This window comes from Vibrio sp. 10N.286.52.C3 (assembly GCF_041468865.1).
Classification (GTDB): Bacteria; Pseudomonadota; Gammaproteobacteria; order Enterobacterales; family Vibrionaceae; genus Vibrio; species Vibrio crassostreae_C.
On the sequence record NZ_JBFRJM010000038.1, the window covers coordinates 25,038 to 50,349 of the forward strand.

At 43.4% G+C, this 25,312-nt stretch carries 19 protein-coding genes; 6 read left to right on the forward strand and 13 right to left on the reverse strand.

All coding sequences use genetic code 11. The annotated features are described in order from the left end of the window. Position 1: 1 nt before the first annotated feature. Together AB4138_RS14870 and AB4138_RS14875 are read right to left on the reverse strand one after the other, a co-directional pair. A complete protein-coding gene (locus AB4138_RS14870; protein WP_136987065.1) occupies positions 2–1,582 on the reverse strand; it encodes a TrbC family F-type conjugative pilus assembly protein in 1,581 nt (526 codons plus the stop codon). Further along, a complete protein-coding gene (locus AB4138_RS14875) occupies positions 1,569–2,078 on the reverse strand; it encodes a S26 family signal peptidase (protein ID WP_086714935.1) in 510 nt (169 codons plus the stop codon). The genes AB4138_RS14870 and AB4138_RS14875 overlap by 14 nt, the downstream gene beginning before the upstream one ends. 201 nt (positions 2,079–2,279) lie before the next feature. Between AB4138_RS14875 and AB4138_RS14880 the strand changes: the two genes are divergently transcribed. Together AB4138_RS14880 and AB4138_RS14885 are read left to right on the forward strand one after the other, a co-directional pair. Beyond that, positions 2,280–2,630: a hypothetical protein gene (locus AB4138_RS14880; protein WP_133150988.1), complete on the forward strand. Its 351-nt coding sequence runs from the start codon at positions 2,280–2,282 to the stop codon at positions 2,628–2,630. A gap of 50 nt (positions 2,631–2,680) precedes the next feature. Then, complete coding sequence (locus tag AB4138_RS14885) at positions 2,681–3,484, forward strand: hypothetical protein (protein WP_136987066.1); 804 nt, start codon at positions 2,681–2,683, stop codon at positions 3,482–3,484. 80 nt (positions 3,485–3,564) lie between these two features. Here AB4138_RS14885 and AB4138_RS14890 read toward each other — a convergent pair whose 3' ends face one another. After that, positions 3,565–4,371, reverse strand: a complete 807-nt coding sequence (locus AB4138_RS14890) for a hypothetical protein (RefSeq protein ID WP_136987067.1) — start codon at positions 4,369–4,371, stop codon at positions 3,565–3,567. Positions 4,372–4,794: 423 nt separating this feature from the next. On the opposite strand from AB4138_RS14890, the gene AB4138_RS14895 reads away from it, so the two are divergent. Beyond that, positions 4,795–7,281, forward strand: coding sequence for an Ig-like domain-containing protein (locus AB4138_RS14895; protein WP_136987068.1), 2,487 nt, complete (start codon positions 4,795–4,797; stop codon positions 7,279–7,281). Between the two features lie 68 nt (positions 7,282–7,349). On the opposite strand, the gene AB4138_RS14900 is transcribed toward AB4138_RS14895, so the two are convergent. The 3 genes from AB4138_RS14900 to AB4138_RS14910 all read right to left on the reverse strand — a co-directional run bounded on the left by AB4138_RS14900 (position 7,350) and on the right by AB4138_RS14910 (position 11,596). Next, positions 7,350–8,087, reverse strand: coding sequence for a PP2C family serine/threonine-protein phosphatase (locus AB4138_RS14900; protein ID WP_102305764.1), 738 nt, complete (start codon positions 8,085–8,087; stop codon positions 7,350–7,352). After that, the gene (locus tag AB4138_RS14905) at positions 8,087–8,875 is read right to left on the reverse strand and encodes a serine/threonine-protein kinase (RefSeq protein ID WP_102305763.1); all 789 of its coding nucleotides are present in this window, start codon (positions 8,873–8,875) and stop codon (positions 8,087–8,089) included. The genes AB4138_RS14900 and AB4138_RS14905 overlap by 1 nt, the downstream gene beginning before the upstream one ends. A gap of 312 nt (positions 8,876–9,187) precedes the next feature. Then, positions 9,188–11,596: an Ig-like domain-containing protein gene (locus tag AB4138_RS14910; protein WP_136987069.1), complete on the reverse strand. Its 2,409-nt coding sequence runs from the start codon at positions 11,594–11,596 to the stop codon at positions 9,188–9,190. A gap of 466 nt (positions 11,597–12,062) precedes the next feature. Here AB4138_RS14910 and AB4138_RS14915 point away from each other — a divergent pair, with 466 nt between their 5' ends. Further along, positions 12,063–12,407 carry a hypothetical protein gene (locus AB4138_RS14915; RefSeq protein WP_136987070.1) on the forward strand — a complete coding sequence of 115 codons (345 nt, stop codon included), beginning with the start codon at positions 12,063–12,065 and terminating at the stop codon, positions 12,405–12,407. Between the two features lie 96 nt (positions 12,408–12,503). On the opposite strand, the gene AB4138_RS14920 is transcribed toward AB4138_RS14915, so the two are convergent. The 5 genes from AB4138_RS14920 to AB4138_RS14940 form a co-directional block, all read right to left on the reverse strand. Beyond that, on the reverse strand, positions 12,504–12,953 hold the full coding sequence (locus AB4138_RS14920) for a type II toxin-antitoxin system YafO family toxin (protein WP_102558274.1): 450 nt from the start codon (positions 12,951–12,953) through the stop codon (positions 12,504–12,506). An 8-nt stretch (positions 12,954–12,961) separates the two neighbouring features. Continuing rightward, positions 12,962–13,510 carry a hypothetical protein gene (locus AB4138_RS14925; RefSeq protein ID WP_102558273.1) on the reverse strand — a complete coding sequence of 183 codons (549 nt, stop codon included), beginning with the start codon at positions 13,508–13,510 and terminating at the stop codon, positions 12,962–12,964. Between the two features lie 501 nt (positions 13,511–14,011). Further along, complete coding sequence (locus tag AB4138_RS14930) at positions 14,012–14,491, reverse strand: hypothetical protein (protein ID WP_102558272.1); 480 nt, start codon at positions 14,489–14,491, stop codon at positions 14,012–14,014. Then, positions 14,484–17,858, reverse strand: a complete 3,375-nt coding sequence (locus AB4138_RS14935) for a hypothetical protein (RefSeq protein ID WP_372306593.1) — start codon at positions 17,856–17,858, stop codon at positions 14,484–14,486. The genes AB4138_RS14930 and AB4138_RS14935 overlap by 8 nt, the downstream gene beginning before the upstream one ends. Then, entirely contained in the window at positions 17,794–18,144 is a 351-nt protein-coding gene (locus AB4138_RS14940) for a hypothetical protein (protein ID WP_372306596.1), read from the reverse strand. The genes AB4138_RS14935 and AB4138_RS14940 overlap by 65 nt, the downstream gene beginning before the upstream one ends. Positions 18,145–18,301: 157 nt before the next feature. Here AB4138_RS14940 and AB4138_RS14945 point away from each other — a divergent pair, with 157 nt between their 5' ends. Next, positions 18,302–19,471, forward strand: coding sequence for a DGQHR domain-containing protein (locus AB4138_RS14945; RefSeq protein ID WP_372157297.1), 1,170 nt, complete (start codon positions 18,302–18,304; stop codon positions 19,469–19,471). A gap of 30 nt (positions 19,472–19,501) precedes the next feature. Continuing rightward, positions 19,502–19,834 (forward strand): hypothetical protein, encoded by a 333-nt coding sequence (locus tag AB4138_RS14950; RefSeq protein ID WP_081230277.1) that lies wholly within the window; start codon positions 19,502–19,504, stop codon positions 19,832–19,834. Positions 19,835–19,910: 76 nt separating this feature from the next. Here the strand turns inward: AB4138_RS14950 and AB4138_RS14955 are convergent, their stop codons facing one another. Further along, the gene (locus tag AB4138_RS14955) at positions 19,911–24,104 is read right to left on the reverse strand and encodes a hypothetical protein (RefSeq protein WP_372157295.1); all 4,194 of its coding nucleotides are present in this window, start codon (positions 24,102–24,104) and stop codon (positions 19,911–19,913) included. Between the two features lie 572 nt (positions 24,105–24,676). Continuing rightward, the gene (locus tag AB4138_RS14960; RefSeq protein WP_372157293.1) at positions 24,677–25,171 is read right to left on the reverse strand and encodes a hypothetical protein; all 495 of its coding nucleotides are present in this window, start codon (positions 25,169–25,171) and stop codon (positions 24,677–24,679) included. Positions 25,172–25,312: the final 141 nt, after the last annotated feature.

The following is a 25,312-nucleotide window of genomic DNA, read 5'->3' on the forward strand; positions in this document are numbered from 1 at the left end:
ACTAGTTTGTTTTGGATTGATTGAACGGTGTAGGTTGGCCACCGTCAGCTACTTGTAGGTTGACCTGAGTGACTGTTTGCGCTGAATACTCATTTATCTGGAACATACCCTCATCGGTACTAATTAACCGAGTCGGGGTCACTTCCAAATCAAATCGATCGATGACTTCTTTAGTCAGGATGGTCACGTCATAGGTGAACTTCTTATTTAACTCAGATATGTGGTCAAACCCCCTATCCTTGTCGATACGTGTAGAAATGAGTTTCACTTTCCCGCGAGATTCATTGAGAGACATGTACTTTACAAACTCCACTTCCTGTTCGTCGGTCGCATCAAAGATAAACATGGTTAAATGTGCAGGTACTATGTCGTGGTTTTTAAGCGGCTTGAGGGGATTTATTAACTCTCCTTTCTTGGCCAGAATAAGACCATTCACCGCTTTCACATCAGCAGTGGCTATTACTGTTGGGTCAAAGTCGAACTCACGGTCTTTCGCGGCTGGTGGAAGAGTATGAAAACTGCGGTTATGCCAATGGCGTGCTATTGCTTGTTTTTGTTCCGTTTCCCAATCCACGGCCCTCATTCTATTTTTTGACTCTTCAATGAAGCTTTTTTCTGCGATAGGAAATATGGACCCCATTTCACCAAGGAATACCTCGGAGCCGTCATAATCAGGGTTTGCTGCCGCGCTTTCCGTCTCGTTCTGTAAGTAGCTTGCGCTGATTAGACCTTTCACTTTCCCGACGAGTTTTGTGTTATCGGATAATTTGCGCTCATAAACCATCGTTGGAACTTGTTCAATGTTGAAACGCTCGAATGCCATTGGATCCATGTAAACAGCGGCTTTATTGATTCGTTTCAGTTTGTCTGGGTTCTCGGCATGCGTGCGTATGTCATCTTGAGCATTAGCCAGTTTGACCTTTAATTGCCACAAACCTTTAATCATATCTGGTACGCCCACGTCGCCAGGTCGTAAGCCGTTAAACACAACACGGCCTCCCCACTCTGCAGCGAGCTCTAGCACCTCTTTCATTTGGTGATCAGGCATTGAACTCGACACGAATATCCAAAAAACAGTGTTCGCTTCTTCATCGTCGTATTTGTTGTCTACTTTTTGACTTGGAGACGAAGGGTTAGGCTGCTCAATGCTTATCGAATCGAGATTATCAATTGTCAATGTGGAGGGATCGAATGCTAAGGGTTTTGGTTGTCCTTCATTGACAATGGAATTGGCTTGATACTGAGTTTGGTTATCATCGATAACATCTTGAAGGGCTCTGAAATTGATATCTGGCGTATCGTCCTTGCGATATTCGATAAGAGAGTCCGATTGGTCAGAAATAGTACTGTTCAACAACTTGGCGTGATCCGCCATTTGTTTCAGTTCTTTCATCATTTTAGGGTTCAAGTTACTTGCATCTAAAACTGCTTGAGTACCTTCAACTTCATGGGCGTTGGATATGATGTCGTTACTTCGTTGTACATTGTCCAGATCTTCTTGAGTGAGTTGTCCGTTAGCCAACGCGTAAGTCGCAATGAATGAAGTTAGTAACAAGACGTTGTGTGCCTTAGAGAAATGCATAGCCAACTCCGATAATTTGAGAGTGTTCAACTAAACCCCAGTATCTTGAATCAAAAGAGGTAGGTAGCGTGCCAAGAGCGAAATATTGACCTTCAGGGACAACGAAAGTTTTATTGAGGGTATCGAAGTCGATTTGGGCATAATTAATCATTCGACGAGCATCAGCCGCATAACGAATGACCTCCCCATCTTTGGTGGTCACGGTGACTCCATCCAAGTCAAAGGTCACGGTATCGCCAGCAACACCAGCTGCTATTTTCAAGAAATTGGTGCCATGTGCGAAATAAGGTTGTGCGTTAAGCGACAGGAAGGACATGAGTTGCCCACGCTTGGGGAAATGATTCTTAGAGTCGATGACAGCGGCCTTGATAGGTAAACAACCCAATGCTGTTGGGACCAATGAAATCTGATACCGACCACTAAGTAACAATACGGCCAACACTAAGCCAACGAGCGTGCCGAATATTTTGATATATGTGTACTGTGTAATGTTCATACGCCGCCATTATCGAAACATTGATAAACTGGATATACGTAATCTTCACACTTTATTTAGTCATAAAATCCAAATAGGCAGCCAAATATTGATGACTATTTGATCTATTTGCTGTGCTTTTAAAAAAATTGGGAATGATAAGTACAACACATCAAGAAATGCTAATATATGAAATCGAACGCATCAAAGACACTCGATGGTATGAAAAACACAAACTCTTTAACGTTGATTGACTCAACCTTAACCCATAACGCTCTGGTCGACTTAACAGCCGTATTAAAGCAAGCACTGTTGCAATCTGAACTCGCTCTACAGTCGTCATTAGAAGCCAACCAAACATTGATTGACCCTTACCCTGTCATCCCTCTGCGCATTCTGACTGAAGGCATACGTAGTGCTTACTATCAAAATACCGGATACTCAGCAGATACGTTTTTAAGCCCCTATGCTGATGAGTCCCCCACCGTTTACTACCGCTTGTGCGTCCATACGAAACAATTGCTATCGGATATCGAAACACACATCGAACAAAGCTCGCCAAAATCTAAATAGCGAGTGCGAAGTTGTATAACCCTGTTAAATGTCATGCAGGGATTCCTTTTATGAACACGTCAACATTTTCACCAAACAATCGTCCAATTCAGAAGCCTCAAAATAACAATGGTCCATCGACTGCTAACGTACATTCGATGCCTGCAAACGGACCAAGCCAAAACCAACCTCAGAACCAACCTCAGAACCAACCTCAGAACAACCAAGCGTTAGCGCGATCTGTACCACCAGCAAATAACCCGCAACAGGAAGGAAACAAACACAATCCATTCAAAGCAAATAACCCTGCGCCTGATTCGAATTCGCTGCGCCAGATCCGAGCACATGGTTACAAAGTTCATGGCGGTAAAGCAGCGTTAGAAGTGAAGCCGGACGAAAAGCTGAAGTCGAGCCAACAGGGTATTGTTGATGAAAATGGCGAGCAAAATATTTTCTATACCATTCGTTTAGAAGCTGCCCTTAGTAATAACTCAACTGATCGCTCATACAACTGGAAAGATAAGGTCGCGATTCAACTCACAGACATCGAACTGCCATTGTTCATTGGTGTATGTTTGGGTTATTACCAAAAGATAAGTTTCAGCAATCATGGTGTCGGCGGTGAGAAATCATCGAAATTCTTTGGCGTAGAACACCAAGGTACGAAAGTCTTTTTCCAAGTAGGTCAGAAGGACAAATCGGTCAGACCCGTACCAGTAAGCCTTCCACAAAGTATGCATATTGGATTAATGGCCCTAGAGGTCTACTGCAGAAACTTTCCGGGAGTGGATTCCAATACAGTACTGAACTCAATTTCCAGTATGTGCGGAATGTACATATCGCAACAGACACTGGAGATTAAAGACAAGGTATAAAATCAACGGTAATTATGCACAAAAGCTCCTCGCGGAGCTTCAGGGGAGAGTGCTAGTTAACTATCGGAAACGAACCAGGATCATGATTTTGGATGGGCGACCTTAAACGTTTTATCAAACACGCTGACCATGACAACGTTGTCGTGCTGATACACATACATCGCATTGCCGGTCAGCGTTTTCTCACCTTTATATTCAATAACCCTTGTGTACTTATAAGAACCCTTATCGCTCAAGTCGAACAAAACGACGCCCACCCGTTCACCTGTGGTTGTCTTTGTTTTGGCGAAACCCAGAACATAAGGCTTGTTATCAATAGAAATCGCTGTGTCGATATAGAGTTCATCAAATTGAGTGGCCAACCCATATAGGTACTCTTGTGTCTTCCATTCGACCCGCCCCTCATATCCCTCTTTATAAATTGGCGCTTCAATGTAGTTGAATGAGTTCGGTTTCCCAGAAGACGCAACGACCGTCACCTTCTCACCACTTGTTACTACGGTTGCATGCTCTTTATGCTCCGCTAAGAACGCGTAGTCGTATCCACTTAACCTTGAATAGTCCATCGCCGCATGCCTTATGACATACAGTGACTCCTTCCCATGATTCAAATTCATTAAGACGTACCGACTCGATATGCGTTTGGGATCAGTCAAGTGGATTTCACCATCAATGATCGGAGCTTCGTATGACTTAAGGTTAAATTCATTCAATGACACTGGCGTCGCCGCTTTGAAATACTCACTGGCACCATCAACTTTGTGAGATGGACTGTGGTTAGTATTTACGGGGGGACAATACGCAGCATCTTCGGGTTCACTTGAACAACCAGTAATAACGAAGACGCTCGCAATAAGACAACTGAATAGATGGGGAGATTGGTTCATTGGATCGTCCTTTGAGTAAAGTTACAGAGTCATTCTAATTGGGCGATCCACACTTTATTTCAAATAACGACGCGATTTTGACTTTTTAAGTAGGTTTGTTTTTCTAAACATTTAATCTTTCTGGTGTATACTAATTTTGAACGAGTGAATGACATAAGTTTATTCTTAGTTCCTCCATACAAATCCGACTGGAAGGGGTTCCAGAAGGTCAATCCTCGGATTGAAGTCTTGCAGGAGAGGTCTTGCGAGCACAAGTCTCTTGGAAGGGGTTTCAAGAGCGAGAATGGGCTCATTACGAGCCCTTTTCTTTTTTTTAAAGCACCATCGTCAATCAATCACCGTAATTTCTTCCTTTATTTGAATTCCTGTTAAGTCACTCTTGATAACATCAATCTAATTCACTTTGATTTAAATAGGTCAAGTATGAAATTTCGATTATGTTTTCTTTCAATTTGTCTTACCGCTTCTGGGTTAGCGCATTCAGCAATCGAGGGGTTCGAGTTCACCGATACACTCGGCATATCCAAGCTTGTAAAAACGAACACTGCCGAATCCACGTTAATTAATAACGTCGGCCAATTAGGGGTTCATGTTAGTGCGGGATTAGATCGTCGCATCCGAGTCAATATTCTTCAGAACGGCGTTGCTGTGACCAACAGCACGGGTAACGTGATCACGGTCAATGATTCACAGTCTCCATTCAATAGTGAGTATTTCGGTTCATTACTTAACGTTTCTATTCCCTCAGAAGGCAGTTTTACCGTTCAGGCGCAAACGCTGTCACTAGATGGAGAGGTGGTTAATTCAGAAACCACGAACATCATTAGGGATGTCACGCCACCAGCCTCTGATGATATGTCAGTAAAATACATGTATGGCGGCTATGTAAACTCAATGCTGCCTGCCGGAAGCTGGTATTTATCAGCTCAAATGGGTTCCTATACCTCAACCATCGTTGAAGTCAAAAATGTCTCCGATACATCGGGCATTGATAACATTGAGATGGAAACCTTCACCTTCGACGCCGAAGACAATCGTATTCCATATAAATCGAAGAGCCTTGCCTACACTGAGTCAAAACTATCTGCTGAAATAAACCTTTCAGCGAACTCTACTCTATTCCCAGTTGGTAATGCGATTGATCGATTCCAAACGCGAACAAAGATTTCGGACAAGGCCGGTAATGTCACCTATACCGCCTATCAAGATGTGTATTGGGACTCGTTACGAACGGACACACTAGAGGCTGTTGGTGTCTTGGTTCCAGGGAGTAGCAATGTAATTGGCGGATTAACCGGGTTTCAACCTTATGTGCGCGACATGGAGGTAGATACCAATCCCGTAACGGTCTTATACCGTGTAGCAGATTGGAATTTTCGCGATGATTCTGGGAGCTTCGACAATGCGGGGGGAATCTGGGCTTCTGGAGCTAACGCCGTATACACAGACAGAGGTGACGGGTTTATATATTTTGTCGATACCTCACCCGCTGGAGCCATCGGTATATCATGGCGAAACCAAGCGCATTACCGGAATGTGACTGGGCCAAGTCTTTATAGTGTAACACTCTCAGATAGCGCCCGACAAACTCCTGTCCCGAGATATGGGCAATACTATTATTCGGATACACAAGATTGGGGGTCATGGAGTCGACGTGTGTACAATGATGAACTGCCAGTACAGATCGAACGCATACGACTTTTTGTAAATGCTAGAAGTTATCCTCAAATTGCCTATCACGCAGGGCATTCATGTTCGGTTCCGACAGGGCAAGATGTATGTGATGTTATCCTAAGCTCACCTTGGACAATGACAGCTGGTGGATCGGCTTATTATCACAGTAGCTTCACTGTACGTAGTGAAGACCAGACTTTATCGAGTAACCCTACGTACCCCGTTGGATCATACAATGATAGGTACTATCCATCTGTAGAGGAAACCTCATTTAATGAAGATACCAAGGTCTTATCGGTTCGCGTCGAGCTTACATGCCATACGTGCTACCAAAATAGGATTTACATGGATAGATATGAACTGCAAGATGCCGATGGAAACAAGCTCAATGTCTCGCGATTTAACTCAACGGTCAACAGCACGACTTTTGAAGGCCAATATAATCTAACCGAGCTACCAGAGGGGACTCATGAAGTCTACGTCTATGCAAGAGAGCGCCACGGTCCAGACACTCGTAAACATGCCGTCACTTACGTCAGTGACAAGACCGCTCCATCGATACTCATGGGTTATGATGGAAGCACTTTATCAGATCAGGTGACCGATTTGAGAAAAGTGACCTTTACCGTTTCTGACAGCTCTAGCATCAATGACATTACTGTCTCATTACGTGGTTCTCGTTATGACATTGACTATCAGCTTGGATACTCACTTATTGAAGAAACAGTAAACAGCCAAACCTATCAACTCGAATTACCTAAACTCTTCCCCACGCTTGATGAAAATGAAATCTATTCGTTATCGGTCGTTGCTGCAGACGAATTTAGTAATACCAACTCAATACTCAGAAGTTTCAGTTACAAGCCCGAAAACTTGATTGTCATGGACACCATTGACTATTTAGCGTCGCAAAGTAATACACCGCTGTATTTATCAAATGGTAAACCAATGGCGATCATCCTGACAGAGCGAGCACTCACACTCGAAAACAGTATGTTGGCCACGGGTGACCAGCAGGGTGAAATCACCAACAATGCCTCCTCGGACTTCCCTATTCGAATTCAAACTAAAAACGGTTGGGTTGAAGTCACTCCGGGAGAAACGAAGGACATCGTAATCGACTTAGGCAATGGTGACCCCCTATATGTCGAAGTCTATCCGGTTTCAGATAACAACAATGGACAAGCCGATTTTCTGTTTAATTTGCCGCAACTCAGTTCAGCGTATATCGATTGAGGTACTGGTGCGTCCAGAGCAGTACGTTCGTAATAAAAAAGGAGCTTGACGCTCCTTTAATTGTTTAACTAAACAGAAAATGTACATGCAACGAGCGTATAATCGTCTTTTGCGCCTTTCCGTTCAATACGACGTAATAAGCTGTTAGATAATTTTGTGACATTTTTCATGGTGTTCGGTGAGAATCTAGGGTTTTCCTCCCAGTACGCATGTGCGCCATCACTCATCAGATAAATAGTTAAATTCTGTAGGTCATCAACGTAATCAGAAACTTTAAAGCTGAAAAACTCAGGTTTCATTGGTACAACTTGAGATATAGCTGTTGTGATTAGGTTTTTCCCTGTTGCGTTTTTCAATTGGGCCTTCGTATATAACTTCTGATCGATCAACATTTGATGCTGAGTATGATCTTTAGTTAGTTGGACCAACTTGTTTCCTTGCTTTACGTAAGCTCGACAATCGCCAATATGACCAATTATTATTTCGGTTGAATTTACGTATGCATAAGTGAGTGTTGTTGAAGCCACTTCATATTCAGGGTCATAGTTAGACAGCACTTTAACGTTCGTTAAGATACCTTCGAATAAATCTGGAGAAAGTAAACGAGCCTTGGACAGATGAGACTTCTCTAAATACTCAACAGCAGCCATTGAAGCTAAATCAGAGCCCTTGTAAGAACCAACTCCATCGGCCACTGCAAAAAGAAAACCATCATCACACCTAGTGGGGGTAAGGATCGAATCTTGGTTTACTCTTTTATCAGATTTAGCATGAGTGAAACTACTACATTCCTTTAGCTTTAGCATTATTCGACAACCTCAACAACGTTGGTTATATCTTCCAAAACGAGATCAATATTCGTATATCGAGTGCGTGCTTGGAAATCAGCACATTTTGCAATTATTTTCTGCAAATGTTTATCTTGAACGTCCAACTCTTCAAACACTCTACCTAAAGCAAAAATATCCGTTTGATGCGTGTAGATGCCTGAGTACATCAATTCTGGAGCACAGTATCTCGTAGTACCAAGAATGGTTCCGAAAGAAGTTAGAACCTCAGATGTTGGGTCAGGATCGGTTTTTCGAATTAAACCAAAGTCTGAAATCTTATAGAAGACATCTGGTGTTACCTCACCGTTCAATTGTATGTACTTATCATGTGAAAACTTCAGAATATTAAATGGCTTGATGTCTCTATGTAGGTAACCTTTACTATGAATATGTTGTAAACCTTTACACGTCATAATCATGACATCGAGTTTGTCTTGCTCACTTAGTTCATTTGCTTTAATGAGATCCGCCAAGTCACAATCTGCAAGTTCCATAATAAAGTAAGGTGAATCACAGTCTAGATCTGCGAGGTAGATATCAACGACATACTTGTGTTCACATTTATTCTGACTGAAAACCTCACGCTTAAATCGTTCTTTAAACATTTTAAGATCGTTCTTTGGAGCCAAAACCTTACGCGCATATTGATTAGGTTGTTCACCTTCTTTGTAGTTTCTGACAAGCTCGATTTTTTCGACAAAGCCAAAACCGCCTTCGCCTAAAGGTTCAACAGTTGTAAATTTATAGTTCGCGATAGATAACACGAATAGACCTCAAAACGTTGTCCATCAATTATTGACAGGTTTATTAATATACAAATCATATAGTTGCCGTGAGAATACAACATTTTAAATAAGAGGGCGAGATTACATAGTTCACCTTACAGCAGTGATATCCGCTTTTTTGATTTCGGATAATTTCTGCTTGGTATGAGACATTAGTACTCTCCCACATTTAGGCATATCTCAGAAACATAAATCATCAACGGTTATTACGAAGAAGCCCCTGTTCACATAAGCATGAACAGGGGCGGTAAAGGCGCGTGAGAATATCTAATCGCTTCGCCCTGTTAATCGTCAGTAAATAGTACTGAGGGACGGTATAGAGAACATAAATTGAGCCGTACCTTCCATTCGCTCAGACGGAAACACTTCAACTTCCAAGAGGTCACCTGCAGGCCCAAGATCTACCATCACCGCTTTGGTTTCGCCTGGTAACACATTCACAATACCCGTATCCGCCACAATCGAGATAGCGAAGTCCGAATCCTTACGGTTACTGATTTCCGCTGTTTGTGGACCAGTTGCACGTTGCCCACCTTCAATTATGAGCGGATCTTCGGTGTAAATTCGAGCCAGTGCATTTGATGAAACATCATACAAAGCTTGGTTTGCAGGTACGTAAGGTTGTGCCTCAACAACAATCAGGTTATCTGGCTCATATCCAAAGGATATTTCTTTGTTTTGTACGTTCTTCTGCTCATCTTCAGCGGTAATAATTAGCTTGTACCTTTCTCCTTCCTCATAATTGAGCGTGGGGAATATTTTGGGCTTCGCTACACGAAACAGCCCATCACCATGAGATAGCACCGCCAGATAGACATTCTCTTCAGCATCAGATCCCAACAGTTGCACACTAGTCGGCACAGCCTCACTGAAATCTTCCAAATGGATTTCAAGATCACGTATATCACTCAACACCTCGGGTAATGCTTCGCCTGAATACATAACCTGTATCTTGGGCTTCACAGTATCAATCGTGAACGTTTCAACGCGGTTGGTTTCGTTGCCATACGAGTCAATGACTTTAAATACAAAAGGCACATTCATTTCAACATCTAGAGCAGACACATCGAAGCTGAAATCGTATGTCTGCAAGTCGATCTGATTTGTATGAGAGACAGGGATGTCTTGTGGACCGGCTCCAATGTTGGCCGTTGCCGAAATGGAGCTATATCGCCACATGGAAGACCGCCAATCAAAAACAGTATCGGCATCATACGTTTGCATCGTAATGTTTTGTGCGGCTCCGTCATAATGAATAGAGCGAATGGCGATTGGATTGAAATCCCAATATGTATATAAGTAACCGCCGTGAATGTTCATCGAGCCGTCTTCTTTAGCGGTATAGATAGAATATGGGATATAACCGCGCCCTGTGGCGTAAATATAGTTCGTACTGATATCGCATGATGTCGCGCCGGGGTTCACGTAGCATGAGCCGCCAGCGGTTATGGTGAGCTTTTGTCGATAACTACGTGGCTCAACGAATACTCGCACGGCATTGATTGTATAGGGAACATTCGTTTTCGGTCTGTCATTGGTGATCCACTCACTTGATAAATTGGTTTTGTGCCACACCCCCGTAAATTTCGGTGCCATATCAACCCCCGCAGCGAGGTTGAAATTCAAATCACGATATCGATAAGTCGAACAGTAATGACCCGATTCCGTATAAAAATGGAAGTAGCTGTACATTTGAGGGTAGTTAATGGTCGGCTGGTAATACGCATACGTAGAGTCTGTGTTGCTGACCATATGATTGAGTTTCTTCCAACCATAAGGGGAGTCATTAGTAGCAAATTGTGAGAGTAAGCGGCCATATCTAATCGAGACTGGGTTGCTGTATATCGTCATACCTGAGTAGTACGATTCCCAAACGCCAGATTGCGCGTTACGTACTTCAATCTTATTGGAGCTGGTGGCTGGGCAAGTAAAGTCCATATGTGACGATCGAGCAAGGGTACTTACATTACCTGATGTATCATAAACATCGATTCCAAATTGGTAATATCCGGGCGCAGGGACAAGTCCCGCACCAGTGGTGGCCGCGATAGACCCCGCCACAATCACAGTTTTTCTTTCTAGATTATATTCAACGTCTTTGTATTTCTTGGAACCATCTGGTTGCTTAACCCAATATCTGGCTCGTGAGATGCCGTTGTTGTCACTAATGTCACTCACTTCAAGCTGCTTCGTTGTCCCTGTGTTCCCAAAATTATCGATGTGACCATAATATGCATTGAGAATGTGAACGAACTGCCCACTGATCACCGGCTTAATCGTGTCTTGCACAAATGTATAAGATTCCGTTGAGACGACTGCATTGGATAAATCTAGGTATTCCACAACAACGGTGTACTCCCCTTCGTTTTGAGGCACCTTGCTGAGAACCACTTCCTTACCGTAGAAATCCTTGCCGTCTATGTTCAGTCGATCATGGATATTTATGACAGCGGTCAACTGACTTTCAACTAGACCTGAACCATGTTGCAGTCGAACCTGAATTTTTCTATCCAAACCAGATGAAATCTTAAGGGTCAGCGTGTCTCTTATGTTGACCATGTTCAATTCACGGCCATCGACGCTTTTAGGGTTGCCACTCGTATCGGTAAATGAAACTTGTTCTAGCGCAGCCGAAGCGATTGGAACATTCGTTAGCCCTAAAATCATTGTCATTAAGGAGAGCTTTAGTGTGGTCTTCATTTTCTCTGTACCTTTCAAAGTCAGCCATGCGGTCTATGGTCGAAACAAAGGCATCGGCCATCTCACCGATGTTATCTTCTGTGGTACATAGAAATTCCAATTAATGGCATGATTTTCAGTGATTGTTTTACGTAACTGAAGGTAAAGGGAGAAGATTGGCTACCGCGCTAGGCTTGGTTAAATGAATGACAAGAAAGACCAACGCCGTCAGTCTCGCCATTCATTTTCGAGGTAGAGAAGGTGTATTGTACGTTTAACTTAATCGGATGGGCTTCGAGATCAGTCAGTGTCAGTCGTCGTACTGGTAACGGGCTTTGACCCAGTAGTTTGTGAGTCTATAGGCTTACGCTCAAACTTTAGGATAAACATAAAGACATTAATTCCGACAATGACAGACAGTACTACAGGAATATATTCCATCTCCATCGTTGTCAGTATGGAAGATTGACCAAGTACTTTACTCAATATGAAAAAAACTATACTTCGATATCACTCGACTTGGATTGCTGCGGCAGAAGTCGGAGAAATAACATGGGAAACAGCAAGCATGTTGATAGAGGCTTTTGATTTGGGGGTTTGCGAAACGGAAGAAATTCTACGTAACGGTGTGGTTCATTCACCTTCTATTGCAGAACAGGCGATTGAGATAAAAAATGATACATTTCAGTATCTTGAGAACATAGGAAAGCCCATCAAATTTCCACCAGCAAGACTTCACAATGAACGTTGTGATGAGGTCGTTATTGAAATCTCTGAAACGGTTAATTTCAAAGCTAGGAACCGCAACAAACAATTGAAAATCGAAGTATAACTAACAAGGGGGCGCTCTTTGTTGTTCAATGAACACGAAGGATTGGTGGTATACCAAATAGAATGAATGCCAGCTGATGTTGAGCTGGCAGGGGGATTACAGGTCGTTGAACTTCAACCCTTCCTCTAGAAAATATTCCATGAAATTGTTATCAAAAAGCTTTGAGAATTTACCTTTCGCCTTATCTGTGTGGCAAGGATTTGCTACACCAAGTAAAAGGATTTCGTCTTCATTTTCCCAATGACTAGAATACACAATGCAAGTGTCACTCGTTCTATCGAATTGACGTCGTGCTCGATTCCATTTGCCTTGTTTGGCGCTGTCAAACCATGGACTGCTCGGGTCCCACAAGTGGATATGCCCCAACCCTGCATCTTCAGCGTCTGTCGGATAGGCTAGACTTGCAACACGGCCAAGATATTGAACCGATAGATCATCGTCGTAACTTAAGTGAAGGGCGATATCTTTGCACAAAGCTTCAACGTCATTGAAACCTTGTGCTTTGATTTCTTGTTCAAATCGAGGGGATGGGGTGACGTTTTTCATGCGTTCCCCTAGTGATAATTAGAGACAGTCGCTTGTGTCGCCGCTTTGAGTTTTGCAACTTTATCAGAAGTCATCTCAAAGCTAGTCTCATATTTACCAATCGAAGCCACTTGGAGTTGGCGTTCGATCGACATTAAATCACCAACGGCACGGCGTAGCTTCGCTGTAGCCTTACGAATTTGTTTTGCTGTTTCAACCGCTGGTTGCTCATATGCCGTTGCACGACGACTTAGGCTTTCGTGTTGCGCTTTAAGAATCATCTCAAAACCACGGATATAACCGTCTGCGACCACCAGCTCATCGATAGTTACTTTATCAAAATAGCTCTCAGGTACATCTGATTGCTCAATCTCACTGTAAACTTCTCTAAGCTGTTTAGTTTGAGTGTTGAGTTTTGCAATAATAGACACAGCCATTTCTAAGCTTTCAGCCGAAACTTGGCGTTGGTCATCTTTACACTCAATTGTCTCTAGACGAAGATCCATAGCTTTAGCAACAGTATCGCCCATTGACGCACTGGCATTGCCACCGAGCGCAGCAAGAATACTTGCACTCATAATTAGCCTCTTCTTCATTGTGACCTCAAAAACATTATAGGAGTAATTATAGAGAGGTGATAAACCTAGCTCATTTCACGGGACGGGAATTATCCATGTCCAAGGCCAGATTACAACCATTCAATATTGCTAACAATCAGCCCATAATGATTAATATCACACCACTCATGCCCATATGTTGCGCAGGTAGCGTTTAGTGCAACAGTAGCAGTAATGGCATCGCGGAATTAACCCGAACCATCGTTGTACGTTAGAAAGCGATTCAGAGCGGTTCTAGGTATAGTTTAGGGAAAATCAAAGGGATATCGTCTTAAAACAAGTCTAAGATTATACGATAAGTGTGATTTATATCACATATTAACGTTAAGTATCCACAATGTCTCTGGTTTTCTGGGAGGGTTTTGTAAATTCGATTGGTGGCTGGTGGCCAAAAAACCTTGCCAAGATAATGATGGACCCTCGCCTTTAAATAGTTAGCTAAACCGATAAAGCCAGTTGACGTTATAGTTTTAGTCCTTTAATGAGTTTACCAACCGCGTCAGCATTGGCCACGAAGAGGCTGCACTGTTCTGAGTAGCATAAACCGATTTTTTGGTACAGCTTTTTGGAGACAGAAGCATCGCAATGCTGGCGGATTATCAATTGCTGCATGCCGATAACTGCGGCTATATATGTATGCGGATTGTCACTCATCCAACGTCTTAGCGTATTAACAGGCACAGCAAACCCACTCAGACGCTCAACCTTGTATGGTATCCCTAAAAGGCTATGAGTCTCATGGTGGTTCGATATTGATAGACTCACCGCGTTTTGCAGAACCGCTTTATATGTCTCCGGTTGTAACTCAATAGCTGTACACGCTGTATCAAACAGCATGGCTTTTTCAGGTGAAGTCTTGCACCAATTTTTCAGACGAGTAATCGATACATGGCAGACATTCGCAACTAAGGCGATGTCGTTTTCCATTTGATAGTTAGACATGTTCGAAGTCCTCTTGTTTAGCTTGATATGCAAGCATGCTTTCTAACGTGTTCGTTCTCTTTGCGGTCTTTTTAGTCTTTTGCTTTGACTCCGACTTACTTTCCAATATTAAGTCCTCATGCACGATTACTGGCAGTTCTAGTGACGCCGGAACAGGCACCTTCTGTGAAGTGTTTGGTAAATTAGCACAGTAACTAAGACGCGTTGAGAGATCGACTTTTGCTACTGCTTTGCTCTTCAATGTCGACCCTTCAGCTGAAATGCCTTTTGCTAAGTCAGTAAACCACTCGATTGCCTTGCTCATTATCTCAAGCTGCTTATCCAGCATCAACTTGAAATTCGTCAGATTAGGTCGTAGGTGAGACGCAGACGGTTCAAACAATGCACCAGCTGTCTGTGGGTGATATTGCTCAATAGCTAACTTATACAAGCCAATTTGATGATCGCGAATTTGTGCTTCATCTTGACCTGATTTCTCTGCGAGTTCAATTTGCTCACGTATTGACTGAACAGCCTGAACCATAGGGCTCCACTTTTGAATAGCAGCTGTAGCCGTAGTGCTGAGATCGCTCATGGCTTTTTCAGTAACACGAGCAAGGTGGGATAAAGAAGACGCATCCAGTGAAATTTGGTTTCTTTGCGATGGGGTCAGCGCCATGCGTTGCAATTCATTAAATGAAGACAGCGCATCTTGATTGAGCAGTAACCATGCTTTGTATGCCGCTGCCCTTTGAGTGTGACTAATCTCGTGAGTATTAAACTGGACGTTAAATATCGATGTAGATAACGTATCAAACCCTTCTTCCACATATTGGTGAGCAAGATTAAACAACTGTTGAACCTGAAGCAGTGACTCTTGATGTGGCGTTCCCGCATGCAAAGCCGCCTTTACCTGCTTCCTTTGCTTATTTCTTAGTTCACGCACAACACGAAGTACACCCACTTTATCCATCCTGTGTTGCTTCATGGTAATAGCCCAAGGCTGTTTTTGGATTTCCTCAACAGACATTGATTGATAGTCCAAAGCGCCGAGTTCTGCGAACAATTGAGTACGCTTGAGAAGTTCACGGTACTTAGCGATATATGAAGGTGACACGACCACGCCCCCCATCGTATTCAACATTTCAGCTGGACACGTTGATATAAACTTTCTTACTGGGCCACGATGACGGAGCGCACGAGCTAAATGTGAATCATGTACATCCAATGCACGTTCAAAGCCACCCAGTCTCTTAAACATCTCTATGGACTGTTCGGTGACGGCGATTTTTGCACCATCCACCAGCTCTCCATGGCAGTTAATGAGCTCAGTTTGCACGCTAACTTCTTTTTCATATGCATACCCAAAGTCAACATTAAGGCCATTTAACTTATTGGCATGGGCAAGATGTAAGCGCGAATCTACTGACAATGGATAGAATTTAACGCGGGTATTCGATTTCGTAAGCTTACCATTTTGAGTTCGTACTACTCGCTTTGTGAAATGGGCTTTTGCTGACACCTTTCTCGGTTTCTCGTTATACGCCACACCTAGCACCGCACTTTTTAAATACGGGATAGAATGAGTAAGTAAAGTCGGTTTCTTTGAAGGAAACTCAGTAGCGAGGGCTTTGTTCACGAATTGCTGGGCAGATTGTAAGCTTACGAACTCACGTTGAACTAATTTATCGGAGATCGCTTCCATTACATTGTTGATGCGATTAGTGGCCAACTCAGTGAACGTGGTAGATAGATACTCTGACTCAAAAGACTTCGATACCAATTTTCCGTCAATGCGTACCTTCCCCATTTCGGGCGTACCAAAGGTAACAGACCCGATATCGACCAGATGCACTTCACCTTTGATGTTTGCACTCAGCTGATACTGGCCATCGTCAACTTGCGTGTCATTGAATGAATGTGAAACCGACATTTCCACTTTGACTGGCGTATTGTGTTGGGGATAACGCTCAAGCGTGCAATTGTTGAAGCCTGCTTCGTTAGTGATATCCGAGGTATCAATCGGGCGTCGCCAATACGACAGCAGCGCACGGTGGTTGGCCACATAATGGTTCGGTTCCTCTTTTTTGAACACAGGCATCATTACTGCTTCAGGGAGAGGATATTGCGGGTCAACTAACTTGATGGTCTTCCCCGTTTCCGCTTCCCACTCTGCATTGGTTTTCGGAAACGGAATCCATGACTCAGGTCTTAAGTGAAGATCACGCCAGATAGCAAGTGGTCTAAACGGAAGGCTTGCTATACCGTCAATGCCCCAGCGATAGCTTAGGTACACTGCGTGACGTTCAGAGAATAGTTTGATTTGTGGATTCACCGCTTGAGCTTTATACATAGCCAAATAACCACGTCTCGCTTTCGCATTCAATGTCACATCATTTTGGATTTCTATGATGCCGGGATGTGTGTGCTCTTTGCCTTCGGCCACAAGTTGACGAAATTCTGCAGCCCTTTGCTGTGAAAGAATTGATAATTGGGCAAAAAGTCTGACTAACTTCTCCAAGTAGCGCGGCTTTAAGACGTTGGGTTGAAGCGCAATTCTGCCATAGCCTACACTGTCATATCCTTTGGCATGTAGAGCACGAGCTCTCATGTTCGCAGATAAGCGGAACATGTAATCACGCAAACGTAAGGCTTCCTCTTGACCGAGGATATTCCATCGGTCTTGTTTAGCCAAACTTGTTTGAGTTTTATCAATGCTGCCAACTTGAGTACAGATCAAGCACCCATATCGAGCTTTACCTGAACACCCAGCACCATGTTTTTGTCCGACTGAAATCTCACATGCTTCTTGCGCGGCATTTCCATAGATGGCCAACAACAAAGCAAAGTCGGGCATGAATGCAGGAATAGCATTTTGAATACCAGGGAGGTTCTTCGTCAAAGGCTTCTTTCCGGCTAACTCTAAGGCCGTGAAGACTTCATCCGTTAACCAATCGCGGATAGGTGCGTACTGGTACAGTTGGAATTTACTGACATCAGTTTGTTCCACCAGCTCCGCCTTGAGTGCATCGATGGTCTTGTTTGCAGTACCCTGCTTCTTCATATTACGAGTACGACGAGTGCTTTCATCTTTTACGCGTGAGCCCGAAAAAGAGATAACCGGTGATGACGCGTACTGCTCCATGCCTTCCATACCTTCAAATCGATTCAACATGGTTTTAATGTACTTCTCGGAAGGGATCAGCTTCAAAATTACAGTGCAGTCGCCGGACATAGACGCATTCTGAATCACTTTTTGTGCCGACAAGTAACGATTGGCGTACTCTTCATGAAAGTCAGGAGCCACACCATCATAGAAAAGGTTAATGCCACACTCCTTCGCATAGGCTTTCAAGAACGGAGCCGCATACTCGCTGTACATCTGCATAGGCAATGCTTTTTACACCAGGATTAACGGTGCTTATCATCAGTGGACGTGAGGGTTCGATTTTTCCTTCCGCAATGCTCTGTTTGTAAGCTTCAATCAAGCACAGTGCGACCAATGTGCTGTCTTTCCCCATACTTAAGCCTTCATGACAAATATACTTCTCATCAGCTTCGATCAGGCTACGCGTTTCTCTCACCGTGTCATTGAAGCGATCAATAATCCCCATATGCAGGGCATACAATTGACTGCTTAATGCGTCTTGTGCTGTCGATACTAATAAAGTCATGTCCGATTCCCTAAGTCATCTTGAATACCTTAACTATAACGTGCATAGATAATAATGAAAGTTTATCCCCCCGTTTTATGGGAGTTTTTTCTTTCATTTTATACACAGGGATAGTTGTTCTACATAGACTGAAAATAAATCCAGTGAGGACAACATTATGAACGCGAAGACAGATTTCAAAGTACCATACACACCCAATCATGCGCTCAATGGCAAGGACCTAGAAGTGGTGTTCTTTGTCGGTGAAGAAGGGATCAACAAGTATGGCTTTCGTACGCTCGAAGGCATTCTGTTGACCAAAGAGTTAGCCGACCATTTCAAAAATGAAGAAGGTTCAGACAAGATACCTGCCCACTTAAAACGTCAACGTGATCTCGAAAAGTCACGCAGCGAACCGCTCCAAGACTACTTTCGAACCCGCGATAATACCGTATTGCCCGGACTGGCGATTTGTTTAAGCCACCTTAAGGATGAAGAAGAAATCATTGTAGGTAACCGTAAGATGATTAAAGCCGTGATCCCTGCCGACTGTGATCGGCATATCGCAGACGGTCAAAACCGCAATGAGCTATTTCAAGTTTTATTGACCGAAATGCCTGAGCTTGCAACGCAAACCCTGAGCGTGAAATTCCTTGTCTCAGATACCGACACACTGGAGCCAGTGACAGAGCAAATAAAGCAACTATTCAGTGATTATCACTACAATCAGAGAAAACCAACAACGAGTCAAAACCTCTACTTCGACAGCAGCAAACCTTACAGCCGGTTATTACGTCGATTTCTGGATTTAGAAGTAAACCAATTCACCTTATGGGACCTGATCTCGGTAAGTGGAAAACTCACCAACGGCCAACTTTTCATCTTAAAGCAGCTTCAAGATTTCTTAAACATTGCCAGTGCTTCCACAGCTGCGAAAATAAATGCATTACTCACCAAGAACCCTGAAATGGCAGATCAGTTGTTCAACATGCTCAAGCCTGCGCTTACGAGCGTACTAAACGCTATGCCAATTGGTGAAAGCGATCCTGAGAATGACCCTATGTATAGCAAAGCTATTTATTTCTACGGATGCGCGTGGGTTTGTCGCTCCATCATCGAAGAAGGTATGTCTAATGGTACGGCACCAGACTGGACTGCTCTAGAGCGCTTAAAAGCACTTCCGTTACTCAACATGAAAGACAGCTGGTGGACTCAAGCAGGCGTTGTGCAAAAGCTACAGTTAGACAATGCTAAAGAGCCGAAATACAGAATGCAAAAAGGTTCAGAGAAACTGATGGGCCGACGTCTGTGCAAAGTCTGTGGTATCTACCCGTGTGATGAAATTTAGCCTTTGGAATAAACGCTAAGGAGAGAGATTATGGAACTGAATTTACAAGCCTATCGCTGCCCGTCTGCAATGACTCAAGCTCGACTTGCTATAACTATGGCTCATTCAAGTAATGAATCCCTATGGCTTCACTCCATTGAACCTATGCTAGAGCATCATATTAAGGCTTACCTTGCTTCGGAATACCCTAACGCCACTCTCGCTGTGTTTATGGCCAAAGAGATAACAGAAGCGATGCAAAACGAATGGTTGTCTGATGACAGTTTGTTTGATGAAGATGACTTGGATGGGGCGACAGTTCAGTGCTTGTACTGCATTTCATTCAATGAAAACGTGGACAACCTGGCTATACCCATCCAATAAAAAAGGTGCATCTAAACTGAAGAGTCTAAATGCACCAATAACGACACAAGGACGTTCTTATATCGAGGTCATAGTCTTACCAACGCACGACCATTTGCGCTGTGGCGGTATCCCCAGAATCATCATAACCAACAACCGTCACTAACTCTGATTCGCCCGGTTGTCTTAACTCTGAAATCCGTTTACCGATATTGCGACGCTCGTTATCACCAACTGTCCAATCGTATTTGACCATTTTACCATCTAAGTCTTTACATTTTGCTTCGATACGGGCGGTCTTCGAGTACATACGGTAATCGATAGAGCACGTCGGTGGTTGGTTTGGCACCACTTCAATTGGAATGATCGCTTCCGCTTCTTGACCGTAGTTAGTGAGAATTTTCAATTTCAATTCATGGTCACCCGTTAATAGGTTCTCAATATTTGCTGATGACTTCTCTAACTCAGGTTGTAACTCACCATCGACATACCATTGATAGTCTGCCACTCGGTCTGATGGGTGACCACCTCGAATTGTCGGACGGACATTAACATCAAGTGGCGAACGTTGATAACTGTTACTATACCGTGCAGTTAAATCCACAGTGATCGGCTCAGGTTCCAATACCTCCACATATTCAGTAAAGGTGTCGTAGTTACCGCGATCATCTTCTACCGTAACCGAAATTGGGTATATACCCGGTTGTTTTGCGGTAAATCGCGCTCGATGTCCGTAATCTTTCGTCAACTCCAGTCGGCCTTGTCCGTTCCACTCATACAAATAGTACTCGCGTAAATTCGCACCAATTGGACGTCGTAACCAGATCTCAATCACTGAAGGTGCAACGAGCACACGCTGTTTATACGCCACGTCGAATTGTGGGAACTGATACTCCCATACACGAACCTTATGATCGAATTCCGCATACGTTAACGCCTTGGCATCTTTAACCCACGCACGCAGTGTGAATGTATGAAAGTCAGCTCGGTCCAAATCATCATTCGTTGGAGTAAAGTCCACAACATTCGAATCAACAATGGTTCCGTCTGGTCTTACCCATTCAATTTCAAGTTCGGAGTCCATATTGGAATACGGTGTATCGACATCTCCAACCAAAGTTAACGTATCGGTGGTTTCAACATCAGTATCCCCTTTCACTCTTACTCGAACAGGTTTCGCTCGCTGAGAACGTACTGAGCGGTATTCTGTTGCCCAGCTGTGTTCATCGGTTTCATAACCAAGATACGCCGCTTTTGCGATAATCTTGTTGCTGCCTTCACCTGTTGCAGTGTATTCGAGTGTACTACCGCCTTCAGTGAACGTGACTCCACCATCAATAGACCATTTAATAAGCATATTACCGGCATCCGCCTCTTCACCTTGATCAAGAAGCGTGTACGTTCTTGTCATACCGGTGATCAGGTTTGCTGCCCCAACTAGTTCAGTTTGTGGCACTCGGTACGCCATGATTTGTACGACGTCCGTTTCTGCTATCTCCCCTGTGAAGCGATTTGGAACATGACCTTTCACCAACCAAATACCTTCTACTGCGGTACTGAAAGAAAAGCGCTTACCAGGTTCTCCATATAGATTCCACGTACTGCCATTGTCTTCCGATATGTACCATGACACTTCACCAGAGGCGTCTTTGTCATCACGGGTAAGATGTTGATATTGAATTGCCGCATTCATCGGTACAGAACCCGTTATACGCAGTGTACGCAGTTCACCTTCGATTGCCGTTCCTTTCATGATTTTCAATGTCCCGCGTTGAGAGCGAACCATTGAAACATAATTTTCATTTGGCGATTTTAGTTTCGCTTGTGCATAGAATCGAAGGTCACCGATGTCATCTGATGAGAAGTTTACATCAAAGTCATTCACACCTGATTCGTTCATATCTTGCCAATCCGTCAGGCCATGTAGGTTCTTCTCTTTGTCCATGACAGCAATTCGAACAGACCAATCACCAAGCTCTTCAGATTTGTATACGACATCTCGGTAAAAACTACTATACAGCCCAAATTTCGATTTAACCTTGAATGTGTCAACGGTGGACGTTTCACGAGAAGTTTGCTCAACCTTGAGCCTTGCTCGTGTAGAAGGAACCGCATAAGTCTTCACCGCACTCTCAACTACTTGTTCTGGTAAACGGGCGTAATGAACTTGAACGGCATAATCATCCATCTGCCACAAATCTCGGTGGTTTGCACTGTTTCTGTCTGTGATTACCTTAGTGATAGTGTGCTCGGTGTATCGGTTGGACTGTTTGATGTATTGGCTTTCTAAGGTTTCACCATTTTTAAGGAGCGTAATGTAAATAGGCGACGCCGCTGATTTAACTCGATATCTCCCGATTCTAGATTGCCCCATCTCAACCGCATATATGCCATCTTCAAACATACCGTCGTCGTCGAAGATGATCTCTGGAGTATCTGGGGTATGAACGATTAGGCTTGTATCGTCGACTTTGATTAAGTTTTTTCGGCCTTCAGAGTCATGGATATAAATCTCAGCTTCCACTGTCGCAGGACCCGTATTTTCAAATACACCAATCAGCTCAGGGCTCGCAGTATCCCATGCTTCTTCCAAACCTTGAGGGATGACTGTCCAGTTCACGGAACAAGTCATTTGAGTCGGGTTTTTGATCCCTTGTACCGCCTCATGCTCTGACTTGAACATTCTACAAGCTCGACCTTTCGTTTGTGCGAATGTGATGTCTTGGTTCTGCACAAGTGCCACTTTGCGGTCACTGATGTTGTCGTATTCGAAGTCTAAAGGTAAGAATGAAATGGAATACTCTCTTTGAACTACGTTGTTGTTCCCGTCCTTACCACGCACAATGACTTTATGAACGGTATTAGACTCCCATGGGGTTTCCATTTTGATCGCACGAGCCATCTTGAATTCACCAATATGCTCAACGGGTACGCCATCAAGCAAAATATCAGTGATTTCATTCTCAATACTGGTTTCATCTTGCACGGTGAAAATCATATGCTCCATGAAGTTGATTTCATCACCAGTACTAAACAGCGTGTCATTGTTGTACAGACGAATCTCAGGAGGTAAACGGTCTAACTGCATTGCAGTCACTTCCTTGTCACCTATGTTTGCAAATCTATCTAAGGCTTTTATGTTGCCTTGATAAAATCCATCTACCACTGAACTGAGCGGAATTCGATAGACAAACTTGTTGCCAATCTGTTGAGGGATACCAAAGCTGTCTACTGTCTTCTCGGTATAGGTAACGTATTCATTTCTGAATAAATCGCCTATATCCCTACCCTCTAGCGTAACAAAATCGGATACACCGACATGATCTGTATGCTCTTCAAAGCTCAAACTAACCTTGGATGGTAACCACCACTTATTTGCTGTATCGGTACTGTGCGGCGAACTGAGAACGACTACAGCTTCATTGTTTTGGACAACCACCGTTTCTCCACCAACATCAATCGAAATATCATTGCTAGTGGTATCTCCGACAGCTTTGACAGCATACTGCTCAATAACGGGCGGTCTGTAATCCCACGCGTATTGGATCTGACTGTTCGGGGCTGATACGACATCGTATTTATCCGAGACTTTTAATGCTGTGGTAAGTTGCCCTGTCAGTGAATCGTCACCAGATAGATGAAAGGCAGAAATGGCGACCACGCATGAATCTTGGCCTTCAGGCACCTCACACGATTCACCAAACTGAGTTAAGGCCACCACCTGATCAAATGGACGAGGCTCGACCTCAACAGTAATTTTGCGAAGTTTTTCATTCTTATCGTGCGTAATGAAGCTCAAGCCTTGATATTGAGCTGAAGTAGTGTCCGTGGTGACATTTACAATCACAGGCGGAACGGGTTCAAGGATAGTGTAGGCCACGCTGTCTTCAATCAATGTGATGCGTTCTTTCTCAATACCATTGAAGTAAGAAATGCGATATGAACGGTAATGCTCTCCTGCAGCTGCGGTAGGTCGACCATCGAGCGCTAATCCATTCGCATTCCAGCTCGGGTCGGTATCACCTGTCCATTCGAAGAAACACTTTAGATTGCTACTGTCAGACGTATACGCTTCTTCTCGCACTGTTTCTAATCTACAACCAGATGCTGCGGCTTCTTTAGCTAAGGCTGAATACTCTTTCACGCCACGATAGATTTCATCAGGGTAAGTAAACTCTACTTTTGGCGGCACACTCGTTATGGAACCGATGATGTACACTGATTTCGCAACAGCAGCAGTCCCTATAACTGTTAGTGAACAACTAATAAGAATTTTGATTAACTTGTTCATAGTGCTCTTCAACTCCAAACGCAATTTCATTGGGATAGGTTAAATAAGGTCGAGAGCAATTTTTGAAATTAACAAGCCTATTTTTGAAGATTAAAGTTTTTCTCGCGGCATTCATTGTAAAGGAGGGATTTGGATTGTTACCCCTTCACGACTATGAAGGGGCTGAATGAGAATGAAGACTTATGGTAAAAATATATGGATTAATAAACCTGGCGCGACCGCGATACCGAACGTGAATAAGGACAAGTATAAGTCCGTGGCTACATATGCGCCGATGTCTTTCTTTTTATCAGAAGAAGATTGTGCATTTTTAGACAGGTGTTTAGATATTTCCGTTCCAAACTTTTCAGACAATGGATGACGTCGATTTGACTGATAAATCTCAAAGACAAATTTATCAAAATGCATGAGTTCTTGTAGACGACATTTGATAAACGGGGAGACAAGACAGTAGCATACCGCCACCAGTAAAAAGCAAATTATTGTGAGTGACATGCTATTCAATGGGTTTGTCAAAAAGACAATTATCCCCAATTGAAGAGAGATGTATCCAACAAGAAAATTTAGCGTCTTCATTCCAATACCTCCACCACAGGACTATTCACAAAGGGATCTGGCATGGAAAGCAACAACCGCCCCCCAGTTGCATTGAGCAATTCAATATTCAGCGGTTCACTTTCATCATTTGTCGCCCTGACTCCATATGTCATGGTATGGCTTTGGTCTTTAAAGGAAGTTTGATACGCAAAAAAGCAGGTGGCATTTGACGCCTCAGACTTACAAACTTTTGTTACCAAATTCACTGACTGCACCCCACCATGAGCGACAGCAAAATCAGGCCACTGAATCGCCTTTGAATCTAGTGTTGAGTTGTCCATTGCATACAGGTTTAAAATATACTCGCGTGATGATTTTTCCATCATCGTGTAATCACTGAATCGATTCGCTCTCGTTGTCCACATCATCACGGTAACAATAGTGATTAAGGCCACAAGTCCACACACCAGAAGCCATGTCACCTTCACGTTTTTGCCTGATTTTTCATTACATTGGTTAGTACTCAACATCCATAACCTCACTCATTCTAATTGCTACTTGAGACATTGGAGCCTTGGAGTCCGTTGTTTGCCTCTAGCACGAACGAATAGTCTTCGATGGACTTAGACCACTTATGTAAGTCCGAACAATCAAGACTCTTCAAAGCATAA

Excerpts from the sequence above, each read along its gene's own strand:
- AB4138_RS14870 (WP_136987065.1), bottom strand. The coding sequence starts at position 1,582 with ATGCATTTCTCTAAGGCACACAACGTCTTGTTACTAACTTCATTCATT.
- AB4138_RS14875 (WP_086714935.1), bottom strand. The coding sequence starts at position 2,078 with ATGAACATTACACAGTACACATATATCAAAATATTCGGCACGCTCGTT.
- AB4138_RS14880 (WP_133150988.1), top strand. The coding sequence starts at position 2,280 with ATGAAAAACACAAACTCTTTAACGTTGATTGACTCAACCTTAACCCAT.
- AB4138_RS14885 (WP_136987066.1), top strand. The coding sequence starts at position 2,681 with ATGAACACGTCAACATTTTCACCAAACAATCGTCCAATTCAGAAGCCT.
- AB4138_RS14890 (WP_136987067.1), bottom strand. The coding sequence starts at position 4,371 with ATGAACCAATCTCCCCATCTATTCAGTTGTCTTATTGCGAGCGTCTTC.
- AB4138_RS14895 (WP_136987068.1), top strand. The coding sequence starts at position 4,795 with ATGAAATTTCGATTATGTTTTCTTTCAATTTGTCTTACCGCTTCTGGG.
- AB4138_RS14900 (WP_102305764.1), bottom strand. The coding sequence starts at position 8,087 with ATGCTAAAGCTAAAGGAATGTAGTAGTTTCACTCATGCTAAATCTGAT.
- AB4138_RS14910 (WP_136987069.1), bottom strand. The coding sequence starts at position 11,596 with ATGAAGACCACACTAAAGCTCTCCTTAATGACAATGATTTTAGGGCTA.
- AB4138_RS14915 (WP_136987070.1), top strand. The coding sequence starts at position 12,063 with ATGAAAAAAACTATACTTCGATATCACTCGACTTGGATTGCTGCGGCA.
- AB4138_RS14920 (WP_102558274.1), bottom strand. The coding sequence starts at position 12,953 with ATGAAAAACGTCACCCCATCCCCTCGATTTGAACAAGAAATCAAAGCA.
- AB4138_RS14925 (WP_102558273.1), bottom strand. The coding sequence starts at position 13,510 with ATGAGTGCAAGTATTCTTGCTGCGCTCGGTGGCAATGCCAGTGCGTCA.
- AB4138_RS14930 (WP_102558272.1), bottom strand. The coding sequence starts at position 14,491 with ATGTCTAACTATCAAATGGAAAACGACATCGCCTTAGTTGCGAATGTC.
- AB4138_RS14935 (WP_372306593.1), bottom strand. The coding sequence starts at position 17,858 with ATGCAGATGTACAGCGAGTATGCGGCTCCGTTCTTGAAAGCCTATGCG.
- AB4138_RS14940 (WP_372306596.1), bottom strand. The coding sequence starts at position 18,144 with ATGACTTTATTAGTATCGACAGCACAAGACGCATTAAGCAGTCAATTG.
- AB4138_RS14945 (WP_372157297.1), top strand. The coding sequence starts at position 18,302 with ATGAACGCGAAGACAGATTTCAAAGTACCATACACACCCAATCATGCG.
- AB4138_RS14950 (WP_081230277.1), top strand. The coding sequence starts at position 19,502 with ATGGAACTGAATTTACAAGCCTATCGCTGCCCGTCTGCAATGACTCAA.
- AB4138_RS14955 (WP_372157295.1), bottom strand. The coding sequence starts at position 24,104 with ATGAACAAGTTAATCAAAATTCTTATTAGTTGTTCACTAACAGTTATA.
- AB4138_RS14960 (WP_372157293.1), bottom strand. The coding sequence starts at position 25,171 with ATGTTGAGTACTAACCAATGTAATGAAAAATCAGGCAAAAACGTGAAG.